Source organism: Gluconobacter kondonii, assembly GCF_002723995.1.
Lineage (GTDB): Bacteria > Pseudomonadota > Alphaproteobacteria > Acetobacterales > Acetobacteraceae > Gluconobacter > Gluconobacter kondonii.
Window position 1 is genome coordinate 405,371 of sequence record NZ_BEWP01000001.1, and the last position, 13,155, is coordinate 418,525.

Sequence of the window (13,155 nt, forward strand, 5' to 3'; positions counted from 1 at the left end):
ATTCTCTACGGTCTGCCCCTTCCCTGTCCCAATATCCTTTTCATCGGCTTCCAGCAGGGCGTCCGCAGGATGCGTTAGAAGGCCTCTGAAAATCGATCCCTCACTGCACCCAGACATGCGAAAACAGCATGTGGTTCAGGAGGGTCGAATAATAATTCCCCAGCCGTTTTGAAACAAAATCGACCGTTTTCATCTGGATCATCGGAGCACCGGGCATCTGCTGCATGATGGCATGGCCTGCGTCCTGCCAGATCGGAGCAGCTTTTGACGGGTCTGTCTGGATTTTTGCCTGATCGAACAAAGACTGGATGTGCTGGTCACAGAAGCCGGTAAAATTCGGGGAGATGGCTGAGTTCGGGTGGTAATTATCGCAGCCGAACAGGTCATCAAGGAAGGTTGAAGCGGAGGGATAGTCCGCGAACCAGTAAGACAGCGCGATCTGAACGTGATTGGCGGTATTCTGTTCGTAGGATTCCGCAAGGCCCGCCGTGATAGGACGAAGCTGTGCGTTCAGGCCCACGGCCTGCAGGGCGTTGCGCAGATAGGTGCCCATCCCGAGTTCCATGGCACGGTTGGGAACAACCAGTGTCACCGAAGCCCCCTCCGCCCCTGCTTCACGAATCAGGCGGCGTGCGCGTTCCACATCCTGCGGGCAGTCCAGCCCCAGATCCGCGCCGGGAATGCCGTGCGGCACCATCTGGCACAGGGGAACGGAGATCGCGCTACCACCGAACAGGATCGTCATGGCATGGCGGTTGACAGCCATGCTGACGGCCTGCCGCACCCGCACGTCGGTGAAGGGTTTTTCGTGCGTGTTCATCGCCAGATAATACAGACCCAGCAGCGGCTCGATATGGACCTGCGCCGTATATTGCGCGCCGAGTTCGCCCAGACGGTCTCCGGGCTTGGCGTCCAGCATCCAGTCATACCGGCCCTGCTCGACCGCCGTAACCTGCGCTTCATCCGACAGGCCGAAATCATATTCAATACGATCCACAAATCCGTCCGTCTGGGCCTGCGGATTCCAGACGTGGAAATACGGATTGCGCTCCAGAACCATGCCGTGTCCGGGATCGTACTGCGTGATGCGGTACGGCCCGGTTCCAGGAACCGTGGTCCCCCCCATGTCATGAGCTGGGGTGGTAGCAGGCACAATCACGGCGTGCGGAAATGCGAGTTTGTAGAGAAATTCGCCGTCGGGTTTTGTCAGATGAAAGACGATCTCGCCCGTCTCCGGGTGTCCTTCGACGCCGGGAAGCGTGCAGCGGTCAGGCTTGGCCAGACACTCCGCAGCCCCCTCGATACCGCCATAGAAAGATCCAGCAGTCGGGCCACCGGCACGATAGATCCGGCGGAAAGACGCCACCACGTCTTCGACGCGCACGGGAGACCCATCTGAAAAATGCAGGCCGGAGCGGAGATGCAGCCGCCATGTCAGGCCATCGGGGCTGATGACCGGCATGGCATCGGCAAGGTCCGGCACCACCTCCAGCCCGGCGGCTCCGCGCGCCAGACGGAACGTCAGGAGCGGGTCGTACATGTTGACGAACACCTGCATGTACTGCGTGCCGTAATTGATCTGCGGGTCCAGCGTGCCACCCGGACCATCAGCCGTCAGATGCAGTGTGCCGCCACGATGGGGACTTCCGAGCGTGATGCCGTTCCAGTCCGGCGGGGTCTCGTCCTGTGCACGGGCCTGAAAAGCCCCCAGCCCCAGAAACAGACCAGCCGCAAGAAGCGTAGCCCCCCGCCGTATCATTCAGCGCTTCGCAAGCTCACGCAGACGCGCGATCAGGGCATCCGCGTTGCCATCTGCCGGGATGGTGCCGGCATAGCGGGCGTTCGGGTCCATGATGACGATCTGTGGCGCGGGAACGAAATGGTCTCCCTCCTTCTGGAGCGGCGCATGATATTCTTCCGTCATGGCCTTGATCATGTTCGGAGTGCCGGTGAAAGGCATGACATGGGGCGCGACCGGCAGAACGTATTCCCGAAGCGGATCAGCCTCGTCGAACGGATTGAGGGACACCGCAAGTGGCGAGACACGGATGCCGTCTTTGCGGAGCGCCACCAGCGCCTGCTCCATGCTCTTTAGGACCGGCTGACACTTATCTTCAGGGCAGTTGGCGTCGAAGAACCAGACCAGCATCCAAGTATTATGGAAATCGCCTTCGGTGACGGTACTTTCACCCAGCGAGTCCAGACGGAAACTGCCGCCGACCTCATTGCCGTTGGATTGGACCAGAAGGCCCGGCCCACCATTGGACGCAAAGTGGAAGCCGACATATCCCAGAACGGCCGCCACGGCGAGAACGCCCCAGATGATGCGATTGCCGACCCGCTTGCGGCGTTCGTGATTGGTCTGCATGACCTTCCTGTCTTTAATGTGCGTCAGCCCAGCTTGGGCCGATACCGGTTTCTACCTCAAGAGCCACATCGAGTGTCGCGGCCCCTTCCATTTCCGTACGAACGAATTCCGCCAAGGCCTTTGCGTCCTGCTCTTGGACTTCGAAGAGCAGTTCATCATGCACCTGAAGGACCATTTTCGCCTTCAGCCCCGTTTCGGGCAGGCGTCGCGCCAGATGGACCATGGCGCGCTTGATGATGTCCGCAGCCCCGCCCTGAAGCGGGGCGTTAATAGCCTGACGTTCCGCATACGCACGGCGAGCACCATTCTTCTCGGCAATGCCCGGCACATAGCAGCGACGTCCGAATGGCGTCGTGACATAGCCGTGCTTTTTCGCCTCTTCCTTGGTCCGCTCCATATAGGCGCGGATGCCGGGATAGCGGGCGAAATAGGCGTCGATATAGGACCGCGCCTCGCCCGGCGAAATCTGGAGCTGCTGCGCCAGACCGAAGGCCGAAATGCCGTAGATAATGCCGAAATTGATGGCCTTGGCACGACGACGGGTCAGCGGGTCCATGCCTTCGAGCGGAATACCGAACACTTCGGACGCCGTGCGGGCATGAATGTCCTGCCCCAGACGGAATGCTTCCAGCAGCGGTTCGATCTGTGCCACATGGGCCAGAAGGCGCAGCTCGATCTGACTGTAATCTGCTGACAGCAGAACACATCCGGGTGCGGCAACGAACGCTTTGCGGATGCGCGCGCCTTCTTCGGTGCGGATGGGAATATTCTGAAGGTTCGGCTCGTTGGAAGACAGACGGCCCGTCGTGGTGATGGCCATCTGAAAAGACGTGTGAACCCGCTGCGTGTCCTGATCCATCTGCTGGACCAGCGCATCGGCATAGGTCGATTTCAGCTTGGCCAGTTGGCGCCAGTCCAGAATTTTCCGCGGCAGGTCATGCCCCTGCTCGGCCAACGCCTCCAGAACGCCGGAATCCGTGCCCCAGCTTCCACTTTTCGTCCGTTTGCCGCCGGGCAGGCCCATTTCATCAAAGAGAATCTCGCCAAGCTGTTTGGGAGAGCCGACATTGAAGCTCCGCCCCACCTGCTCGTGGATTTCCTGCTCGATGGTGCCCATGCGCTCGGCGAAATCTACGGACATGCGACGCAGTTCGGTGGCGTCGACCTTGATGCCGACATCTTCCATATCCGTGAGAATCTGGATCAGCGGACGTTCGATTTCTTCATACAGCGCCAGTGCCTGACGGGTCCGTAATTGCGGACGCAACACCTGCCACAGACGTAGCGTCACATCCGCGTCTTCGGCGGCGTAATTGGTGGCTGCCTCGATCGCGACCTGCGCGAACGGAATGCGCTTGCGCCCCGTTCCCGTTACGGAGTCATAAGTGACAGGCGTATGCCCCAGATGCAGTTCGGAAAGTTCGTCCATCCCCTGCCCATGTTCACCAGCGGACTGGGCATAGGAAATCAACATCGTGTCGTCGATCGGCGTGATCCCAGGAATGCCCGCACCACGAAAGACGGTCAGATCGTATTTCGCGTTCTGGAACACCTTGAGGACGGACGCATCCTCTAACAGCGGCTTCAGCCGTTCCAGTGCCTCGGTACGGTCCAACTGACGGACGGCCGCTTCCCCGGTCGAATCTTCTTCCAGAAGGTCGCGGACGGTTTCGTGCAGGAATGGCACATAACAGGCCTTCCCCGGCGCAACTGACAATGACAGCCCGACCATATTGGCCTGACGCGCGTTGAGACTGTCCGTTTCGGTATCGACGGCCACCACACCTGCGGCCCGCGCATCCGCAATCCAGCGGTCCAGCGCGCCCAGATCCGTGACGGTTTCGTAGGGGCCATAAGGCGCGTCAGGGATCGTGGCGGCCGCAGCGTCTTCCCGTTCCGCAGCCTTGTCCTCGGGTCGAACGATCTGGCGCGTGAACGGACGCGGCTTTGCGGCCAGACCCAGCCCCATGCGCTGGATGGTGGAATGGAAACCCATCTCCTCCAGCCAGTCCCGCAGCGTTTCGCGAACCGGCTCGCGGCATCCCAGCTCGCTGATCGGCTGCGGCATCGGGGCATTGTCGTCCAGCAGCACCAGCTTGCGGGACATGCGCGCGGCCTCGGCATGTTCGATCAGATTGTCGCGCCGCTTGGAGGCCTTCATGCCGGGAGCTGCCGCGAGGATCTGCTCCAGTGTGCCATATTCGTTGACGAGTTGCGCCGCACCCTTCGGACCAATACCTGGAACGCCGGGCACGTTATCCGTCGAATCTCCCATCAGCGCCTGCACATCCACGACCTGATCGGGGCGGACGCCGAACTTGGCTTCGACCTCGGCTTCGCGGATCGGCTTCTGCTTCATGGGGTCCATCAGTTCGACGCCGGGACGCACAAGCTGCATCAGGTCCTTGTCGGACGAGATGATGGTGCAGCACCCGCCTTCCTCCACGACCGCCTTGGCATAGGCGGCGAGCAGGTCATCCGCCTCCCAGCCCTCAAGCTCGATCGACGGCACATTGAAGGCAGCCGTGGCATCGCGAATCAGACCGAACTGCGGGCGCAGGTCTTCCGGGGCTTCCGGACGGTGCGCCTTGTACTGCGGATAAATCTCGTTGCGGAACGTCACGCGACCAGCGTCGAAAATCACGGCCAGATGCGTGCCAACATGATCCCGCAGCAGGCGCGTCAGCATGTTCGTAAAGCCATAGACCGCATTGACCGGAACGCCCTGCGGGCTGCTCATCGGCGGCAGGGCGTGGAAGGCGCGGAAGATGAAACCAGATCCATCGATCAGGACCAGATGGGGCTTTCCCGAATCAGGCTTTTCCAGATCAGGTTTTTCTAACGGCACGAATGTCTCCCTTCTCGCCCCGAAGGAGCGGACGTTCTAAAATCTGTGCGATGATAGGCCCATTCCCTTCCGTTTCAAACCGCCTCACACGTCTTTCCTGCGGGCTGTTTGGCCTACTGGCGTTACAGGCCTGCACAACGCCACCTATGCCGGACCTGCATCCGACGACGCGGGAAACGGCCCTGATCCCCCCGACACTGATGCTCGACATGTCCGACGGCGCCCGTATTCCGCTGCGCCTCTACCCTGCCACCACATCAGAGCCACGCGGAATTATCCTCGCACTGCATGGATATGGCGACAGCCGGGACGCATGGGAATTCGCAGCGCCAACCTTCACATCCGCAGGCTTCGCGCTCGCCGCCCCGGACATCCGCGGCTTCGGACAGACCCCGAACCGTGGCGGATGGAGCAGTACGGCGAGACTGGTGCAGGACGCCCGCGAACAGGTGCTCTGGCTGCACGCCCGTTATCCACACGTCCCCATTCACGTCATGGGGGAAAGCATGGGGGGTGCCATCGCCCTGCTGCTGGCGACCACCGACACACCACAGATCAGCAGTACAGTTCTGCTCGCCCCAGCCGCCCTGAATATTGGCCAGCCTTGGGAAACACTTCTCGGCGGTATGGATTTTCTTGCCCCACACTGGAAGCTGGACGGCTCGGCAGTGCCGGGTCATCGCGTCGCCAGTGACAATATCCAGGCGCTGCGCCGGATGTATTTCGATCCCCTCACCTTGCATAGTTCGACGATTCATCCGCTTTACGGTCTGACATTGCTGATGCGAAACGCCTACGAAGCCGCTCCGAAAGCACAGACCCCGCTGCTCATCATTTTTGGAGGCCGGGACCAGTTCGTCCTGCCGCCCTTCACAGCACGACTTCTTCGCAGATTGCCGGTTGGCACTCGAATGGACGAACTGCCGGGCGCGCACCATCTTCTCAGCCGTGATCGCAGAGGCGCTGCACAGGATGCGGTGTCATGGTTGACTGAACCGGACCATTTCCTGCCCTCAGGCGGTGATATCGCCGCAGCCGCATGGCAGGCCACAGCCCAGACACAAAGTTTTCCATGATCACCACCCGATCACAGGTCTGAACAACAGAACTTTAAAAAAGAGGGCTGGCAATCTTCCGCCGAAGCAGTTATCTGAACCCACATGGACCTGTAGCTCAGCTGGATAGAGCGTTGCCCTCCGAAGGCAAAGGTCACGCGTTCGAATCGCGTCAGGTCCACCACGCTCCCCAGATTTTGAGGCGTTTAGGGTTTTTGGTTAACCTCAATTCCTGCTGGAAGGGGAGCCAAGACGTTATTGCGCGTCCCGGCCCTCAAAGCGACCTTCAGATGAAAAACCGCGTTGTTTTCAGATAGTTCAGGAGTTTACGGCGTCGCAGGATAACACGCCAAGGCGTCAGGATACGGGTCAGGAACCACATTCTGTTCGCATGACGGTCTATTTTGTTCAGACCGGACTGTCCTGATGAATGAAAGTATTCTCCGAGCGAATAGAAAGCCTCAAGTTGCGGGAACTGTTTTAAAAGTTCAGCATAGGATGCCATGAAACGCCCCTGCCACGGACGCGCTTTTGAAAACCATGGTTTTTCAGCACCTGTAAAATGAATAATCGACGGCTTAACAATGTTCAGAAGATTATTCTCGGCGAACATGGTGGTAAAATTGTATTTGGGCGACATGGGTAGTCTTCTGCCGACACACACAGCGTTCAAAGCACTCTGATCGTGAAACATACAATTTTCAGAATGTTTTACGAAATAATCAAATGCCTCTTTACAGAGATTGATCCACGTTTCCCGCTTTGCGGCCAGAACACCTGAATTGAAATAATCTGCCTCGTGCAGGATTCCAAGTTTTTTGAGGTATTCGCGTGTTTTTTCTCCGGATTTATCACGCTCCTTTGCTTTAAGGAATTGTTTATCAATGACACCGAGTATCTTGTCACCCGGTATATCAGCATTCGCCAGATCAAAAATTGACCCAATAACCTGCACATCCCCATCGATATAAAGGATGTTTTCATATTTGGAATCTATGCAGGATCCAGTAAAAAAACGACCCAGAGCTGAAATGGAAATATGTGTTTTTCTGAACGAAAGCGTTTCCTGCTCACTTAATACTTTATCAAGATCAAGCCTGATTGTCGTAATGCCGTGGGCTGTGACAAGATCGGTGATCGTCCGAAAATCCGTATCATCAAGATCTGTCGTGAACAGAAATAGATCCGCAACACTCATCGTATCTTTCTGGCGACTGATCTGGAGCATCGCGAGGATGCTGGGCATCAGAAAATTTCTATCCGCAACAAAGATAATTGCAGTTTTTTGGCCCAAAACAGGATCCTCTCTCGTCACAACAGCGTCAGAATTTCTATTGAGGATGCCATATTATTTTATAACTGTTTAGTTAATATTTTTCCCAACATTGACCTCTGCGACGCTTCTCTAGGCTTTATAGAAATAATATTCAGAACAATGAATTGCAGGCATAGTATTCGTGGCTGCCCCTCGGACAGCCACTGAGATCAAACCAGACTCATGGTCCGGACATCAATCATTCCGAAATCTGTGATCTTGAGGTGAGGAATGACAGGAAGCGGCAGAAAGGCCAGTTGTAGAAACGGCTCTTCCAGAACCACGCCCATCTCTTTCGCGGCCTGTCGCAACACGATCAGATCATCACGCACCTGTTCATAAGGCGCATCGCTCATCAACCCCGCGACGGGGAGACGCAGTTCCGCCAGCACCTGTCCATCACGGACGGCCACGAAACCGCCGCCAGTCTTTTCCAGATGGTTCACCGCGCAGGCCATATCGGCATCATTGGTTCCGACAACACAGATATTATGGCTGTCGTGACCGACGGATGAGGCCAGTGCACCGTTTCTGAGACCAAAACCGCGGACAAAGCCGCGTCCGATATTGTCGTTATGTCCATGCCGCGCCACGACGCAGACCTTTGCGATATCCTGCTCAGGATCAGGCAGGACGATGCCATCATCTTCAGGCAGATCCAGACGCAGGAATTCGGTGATGATCTGTCCCGGAATGATCCCCATCACCGGACGATCTGTGCCGCTACCTTCAATCCGCATATCCCGAGCGTTCACCGGGTTTGGCAGTTGCACACTCTCCAACCCAACGGGCGCTACGATTTCGCGCTCTGCAAACAGCGCATCGTTCACCAGACGCCCGGCGGAAATGACATCCGACACCTGACAACGCTCCAGATCGTCGAGCAGAACGATATCCGCGCGCTTGCCGGGCACGATCTGCCCGCGATCTTTCAGACCAAAGGCGGTGGCGGCCGAGAGCGAAGCCGCGCGGTATGCAGCCAGAGGCTCCACGCCCAGTTCAATCGCCCGGCGGATCAGGAAATCCAGATGGCCTTCATGGGCAATTTCGAGCGGATTGCGGTCATCCGTGCAGAATGCAAAGAACGGCGATGTGGCGACGTTCAACAGCGGAACCAGTGCTTCAAGATCCTTGCAGACAGAGCCTTCGCGGATCAGGACGGCCATGCCTTTCCGCACTTTCTCCAGCGCTTCTTCGGCAGTCGTCGCCTCGTGGTCGGTCGAAATCCCGGCTGACAGATAGCCATTGAGGGCCTTGCCGCGCATGAGGGGCGCATGACCGTCAATATGGCCGTCTGCAAAGGCCGCGAGCTTGTCCATGCAGCCCGGATCGCCGTTCAACACGCCCGGGATATTCATGAATTCGGCCAGGCCGATCACTTTCGGATGGTTTCGATAGGGCAGCAGATCATCGACATTCAGAACTGCTCCTGACGTCTCCATAGCCGTTGCCGGTACGCAGCTTGAGAGATTGACCCGCAAATCCATGATGGTCCGCTCGGCCGCGGCCAGAAAATAATCGAATGCGGCGCGGCCCAGCACATTGGCCATTTCGTGCGGGTCGCAGATGGCGGTCGTGACGCCATGCGGCAGGACGCAGCGGTCGAATTCAAACGGCGTGACCAGCGAGGATTCAACATGAAGATGGGTGTCGATGAAGCCGGGCACGGCAATCCGGCCCGCGCCGTCGATCGTCCGTATGCCTTCATAATCGCCATAAGTGCCGACGATCCGATCGCCACAGATAGCGATGTCGGTGGGAACAAGCTCACCCGTGACTAGATCGAACAGCCGGACATTGCGGATGACCAGATCGGCAGGCTCGCGTCCCTGCCCCTGAGCCACCCGACACATGATGGTTTTCTGCATGCCTGAAATCTCCGTCCGTCAGCAATTCATGCTTATACCGCACGAAGGAGGTGGATCTCAAAGGAGCATATTGTCGATCAGCCGGACCGCTCCTGCCTGCACGGCCAGAAGCGCCAGTGCGTTTTCGGAACAGGGGTCTTCGCGGCGGAACGTATCCGCATTTACGACCGTGGCATAGTCGATGTCCGGCAGTCCGGCTTTTATCAGGCTGACCCGTAAGGCGCCCTCTAGAACGTCCGTATTGCGTTCGCCGCTGCGGAACAGCCGCGTGGCTTCCTGCAAGGCCTGATACAGCGCCGGAGCTTTCTCGCGGTTTTCGGGCGTCAGACGTACATTGCGGCTGGACCGCGCGAGACCATCGTCTTCGCGCGCGATGTCACAGACCACGATTTCGACCGGGATATCCAGATCCGCCACAAAACGCCGGACGACCGCGCATTGCTGGGCATCTTTCTGTCCGAAATAGGCCCGCTGCGGCTGGACGATATTGAACAGCTTCGTCACGACCGTCGCCACACCAGAGAAATGTCCGGGACGGGACTGGCCTTCGAGTTCCTCCGCAACGCCGCCGACTTCAATGCGGGTCGCGAAACCTGACGGGTAGAGGATTTCCGGTGTCGGCAGGAATACGAGATCGGCTCCGGCGTCTTTCAGGAGCGCCAGATCACGGTCCGGATCGCGGGGATAGGAGGCATAATCTTCGTTCGGGCCAAACTGCGTCGGGTTCACGAAAATGCTGACGGCCACCACACCGTTTTCGGCTTTTGCCCTGCGGACGAGGCTGAGATGGCCTTCATGCAGGAAACCCATCGTCGGAACGAAGCCGAGCGTCCCATAGCCTTTGCGTGCTATACGAAACGCATCAATTGTCTCAAAAACCTGCATCTGTGTTTCCTTTCCGGCCAGAACCAGTCATGCGGAACCTGACAAACCCTGCCGCACATGGCAATCAGACGCTTATGACTGCTGCGTCCCCTTCCCCGTCCATCGGCCCATCCATTGCCATCATCGGAGCCGGTCCGGCAGGGCTGTTCGCAGCCGAAATCCTGTCTGGGCGAGGATGCAGGGTGCAGATCTTCGACCGGATGCCGAGCGTGGGGCGAAAGCTGCTCATGGCCGGGCGCAGCGGGCTGAACCTGACGCATTCGGAGCCACTGGACAGGTTTCTGAAGCGTTATGGTAACGCGCACGACTGGCTCGAACCCACTATTCGCGCCTTTCCGCCAGAGGCGCTGAGGCAATGGGCGGAAGGCCTCGGGCAGCCCTGTTTTTCCGGCTCTTCAGGGCGGGTGTTTCCCAAAGCCATGAAAGCCTCGCCGCTTCTGCGGGCATGGCTTGAGCGTCTGGCGCAGCAAGGGGTGACGATCCGGACCCGGCATCGTTTCGTCGGCTGGGAGGGTTCAGACCCTGTTTTTGATACTCCTGACGGCCAGATTTCGGTTCAGGCCGATGCGACCCTTCTGACACTGGGGGGCGCAAGCTGGTCCCGTCTGGGATCGGATGGGCACTGGGCAGACCTTCTGCCGAAAGACACCTCGCCTTTCGCCCCCGCAAACTGCGGCTTCGTGCCGGACTGGCCAGCGGATTTCGCAGCACGGCACGACGGTAGCGTCCTGCATTCCGTCGGCCTGTCTTTTGGCGGACAACAGAGCCGGGGCGACCTGACCATCACCGCCCGCGGGCTTGAAGGATCGGCGCTTTATGCGCTCTCGGCCGCATTGCGGGACGCGATCCGGCGCGCCGGGCGGGCGGTTCTCACGCTGGACCTGCGCCCGGCACTTTCGGCCGAGGACGTTCTGAAACGCCTGCTGGCCCAGCGCGAACGCGAAAGCCAGACCAACCGTCTGCGCAAGGCACTCGCACTCGATGCGCCCTCCCGCGAACTTCTCAGGCTTGCAACCCCGAAAAATGCCACCCCGCTTCAGCTTGCCCGGACCCTCAAAGCCCTTCCCCTGCCGCTGATCGGCATGGACGCGCTGGATCGCGCCATTTCGACCGCAGGCGGCGTGCGGCAGGACGTGGTAGATACACGCTTCATGCTGATATCCCGCCCCGGTGTGTTTGTGGCCGGAGAAATGCTGGACTGGGAAGCGCCGACGGGCGGCTATCTGCTTCAGGGGTGTTTTTCCACCGCTTATGCGGCGGCAAATGGCGTCCTTGGGTGGCTAGAATCGTCTAGTTCGGCTATCGCCTGACGCCATGACATCCATCGTTCTCGGACAGGGCCGCGACGGCTCCGACACCTGCATTGATCTGCCGGAACTCCTGGCCACGCGCCTGCTGGTTCAGGGCAATTCCGGCTCGGGGAAATCGCATCTTCTGCGGCGCCTGCTGGAGCAGACGGCAACCCTCGTCCAGCAGGTGATGATCGATCCGGAAGGCGATTTCGTCACCCTTGCCGACCATTACGGCCATCTGGTGATCGACGTCGAAGACCAGTCCGAAGCCAGCCTCCGCGCCGCTGGAGAGCGCGTGCGGGCGCATCGGGCCTCCGTGGTGCTGAACCTTGAGCAGGTCGAAGCCGAAATGCAGCTTCGGGCGGCTGGCGCGTTCCTGAATGGCATGTTCGAAGCTCCCCGCGCGCACTGGTATCCGGCCCTCGTGGTGGTGGATGAAGCGCAGCTTTTCGCACCCGTGGCCAGCGGCGACACATCGGACGAAGCACGCCGTCTGTCGCTTGGCGCCATGACGAACCTCATGTGCCGTGGCCGAAAACGCGGTCTGGCGGGCGTGATCGCCACTCAGCGTCTGGCAAAGCTGGCGAAAAACGTTGCGGCAGAAGCGTCCAACTTCCTGATGGGTCGGACCTTTCTTGATATTGATATGGCGCGAGCAGCCGATCTGCTGGGTATGGAGCGTCGGGCCGCAGAATCCTTCCGCGATCTGGCGCGCGGTCAGTTCATGGCGCTCGGCCCGGCCCTGAGCCGACGTCCGAAACTCGTGGCCATCGGCCCCGTGACGACCGCAAGCCATGCCACTGGTCCGGTTCTCGTGCCGCTTGAGCCGGTTTCAGCCGAAGACCTGCGGGACATCATTCTCGAACCCGTTCATGAGTTCACGCCCCGCGCGCGTCGGGAAACCCGCCCTCCTCCGCCGGATCTGCTCGCTCAACTCGATGCCTATGGTGCCGAGCGCGAGGCCGAGGAACCCGTCCCCTCAGCCGTGAGCGTCGAGGCCGATCCCGATCAGTTGTGGTCACTGGTCGCCGAAGTCGTGGCCGGAGAAGGTTCGGACTACAAACCGCTGGCGACCCTTTATCAGGACTTCCAGCTCAGGGCGCGCATTCAGGGCCTGTCGCGCAATGTGCTGGAATTGGGCTCCTTCAACCGCATGCTGGCCACGATCCGCGCCGGGATGGACCGGGAGCGCTCCGACAGCGAGGAGTGGAAGCAGGCCCAGACAGTCGCCGCGACCCTTCCGGAAGACGTGCAGGGCGTTTTCCTGCTGCTAGCCCGCACGGCGCTGGATGCGGAGGTCTGCCCGGACGATGACGCATTGGCCCGCGCCTATGGGACGCATTCTCTGGGTCGTGCGCGCCGTCAGCTCAACTATCTGGAAGAGCGGGAAGTCATCGTTCTTCAGGATACGCCGCTGGGGCGGCGGGTGGCGATCGTCGGGCTGGGCTGGCAAACGGCCTGATTGTCGGACTGACTGTCATAATTCTGTCATCGCACGTTCACAAGAGCTTCACACGCAGTTCT

9 protein-coding genes and 1 tRNA gene are annotated in these 13,155 nt (G+C 59.3%); 4 read left to right on the forward strand and 6 right to left on the reverse strand.

From position 1 onward, the window contains the following. Window positions 1–100: 100 nt before the first annotated feature. Genes GKO01_RS01855 through polA form a run of 3 tightly spaced genes read right to left on the reverse strand, consistent with a single transcriptional unit; the run spans window position 101 to window position 5,216 of the window. Window positions 101–1,759: an ABC transporter substrate-binding protein gene (locus tag GKO01_RS01855; RefSeq protein WP_241009262.1), complete on the reverse strand. Its 1,659-nt coding sequence runs from the start codon at window positions 1,757–1,759 to the stop codon at window positions 101–103. Continuing rightward, on the reverse strand, window positions 1,760–2,368 hold the full coding sequence (locus GKO01_RS01860) for an SCO family protein (protein WP_099285431.1): 609 nt from the start codon (window positions 2,366–2,368) through the stop codon (window positions 1,760–1,762). Between the two features lie 13 nt (window positions 2,369–2,381). Further along, on the reverse strand, window positions 2,382–5,216 hold the full coding sequence (gene polA, locus GKO01_RS01865) for a DNA polymerase I (RefSeq protein WP_174694202.1): 2,835 nt from the start codon (window positions 5,214–5,216) through the stop codon (window positions 2,382–2,384). 50 nt (window positions 5,217–5,266) lie between these two features. Between polA and GKO01_RS01870 the strand changes: the two genes are divergently transcribed. Together GKO01_RS01870 and GKO01_RS01875 are read left to right on the forward strand one after the other, a co-directional pair. Continuing rightward, window positions 5,267–6,292, forward strand: coding sequence for an alpha/beta hydrolase (locus GKO01_RS01870; RefSeq protein ID WP_174694203.1), 1,026 nt, complete (start codon window positions 5,267–5,269; stop codon window positions 6,290–6,292). A gap of 86 nt (window positions 6,293–6,378) precedes the next feature. Continuing rightward, window positions 6,379–6,455 (forward strand) — tRNA-Arg (locus GKO01_RS01875). A 102-nt stretch (window positions 6,456–6,557) separates the two neighbouring features. Here GKO01_RS01875 and GKO01_RS01880 read toward each other — a convergent pair. From GKO01_RS01880 to panC, 3 genes are all read right to left on the reverse strand, one after another. Further along, on the reverse strand, window positions 6,558–7,586 hold the full coding sequence (locus GKO01_RS01880) for a glycosyltransferase family 8 protein (RefSeq protein WP_264815909.1): 1,029 nt from the start codon (window positions 7,584–7,586) through the stop codon (window positions 6,558–6,560). A gap of 170 nt (window positions 7,587–7,756) precedes the next feature. Continuing rightward, window positions 7,757–9,454: an adenine deaminase gene (ade, locus tag GKO01_RS01885; protein ID WP_099285434.1), complete on the reverse strand. Its 1,698-nt coding sequence runs from the start codon at window positions 9,452–9,454 to the stop codon at window positions 7,757–7,759. Between the two features lie 57 nt (window positions 9,455–9,511). Beyond that, complete coding sequence (gene panC, locus GKO01_RS01890; RefSeq protein ID WP_099285435.1) at window positions 9,512–10,339, reverse strand: pantoate--beta-alanine ligase; 828 nt, start codon at window positions 10,337–10,339, stop codon at window positions 9,512–9,514. A 74-nt stretch (window positions 10,340–10,413) separates the two neighbouring features. Here panC and GKO01_RS01895 point away from each other — a divergent pair, with 74 nt between their 5' ends. Continuing rightward, window positions 10,414–11,649 carry a TIGR03862 family flavoprotein gene (locus GKO01_RS01895; RefSeq protein ID WP_174694211.1) on the forward strand — a complete coding sequence of 412 codons (1,236 nt, stop codon included), beginning with the start codon at window positions 10,414–10,416 and terminating at the stop codon, window positions 11,647–11,649. Between the two features lie 4 nt (window positions 11,650–11,653). Next, the gene (locus GKO01_RS01900) at window positions 11,654–13,093 is read left to right on the forward strand and encodes an ATP-binding protein (RefSeq protein ID WP_099285436.1); all 1,440 of its coding nucleotides are present in this window, start codon (window positions 11,654–11,656) and stop codon (window positions 13,091–13,093) included. Window positions 13,094–13,155: the final 62 nt, after the last annotated feature.

What these genes read in the sequence shown, in the direction of transcription:
- GKO01_RS01855 (WP_241009262.1), bottom strand. Translation starts at nt 1,759, where the DNA reads ATGATACGGCGGGGGGCTACGCTTCTTGCGGCTGGTCTGTTTCTGGGG.
- GKO01_RS01860 (WP_099285431.1), bottom strand. Translation starts at nt 2,368, where the DNA reads ATGCAGACCAATCACGAACGCCGCAAGCGGGTCGGCAATCGCATCATC.
- GKO01_RS01870 (WP_174694203.1), top strand. Translation starts at nt 5,267, where the DNA reads ATGATAGGCCCATTCCCTTCCGTTTCAAACCGCCTCACACGTCTTTCC.
- ade (WP_099285434.1), bottom strand. Translation starts at nt 9,454, where the DNA reads ATGCAGAAAACCATCATGTGTCGGGTGGCTCAGGGGCAGGGACGCGAG.
- panC (WP_099285435.1), bottom strand. Translation starts at nt 10,339, where the DNA reads ATGCAGGTTTTTGAGACAATTGATGCGTTTCGTATAGCACGCAAAGGC.
- GKO01_RS01895 (WP_174694211.1), top strand. Translation starts at nt 10,414, where the DNA reads ATGACTGCTGCGTCCCCTTCCCCGTCCATCGGCCCATCCATTGCCATC.
- GKO01_RS01900 (WP_099285436.1), top strand. Translation starts at nt 11,654, where the DNA reads ATGACATCCATCGTTCTCGGACAGGGCCGCGACGGCTCCGACACCTGC.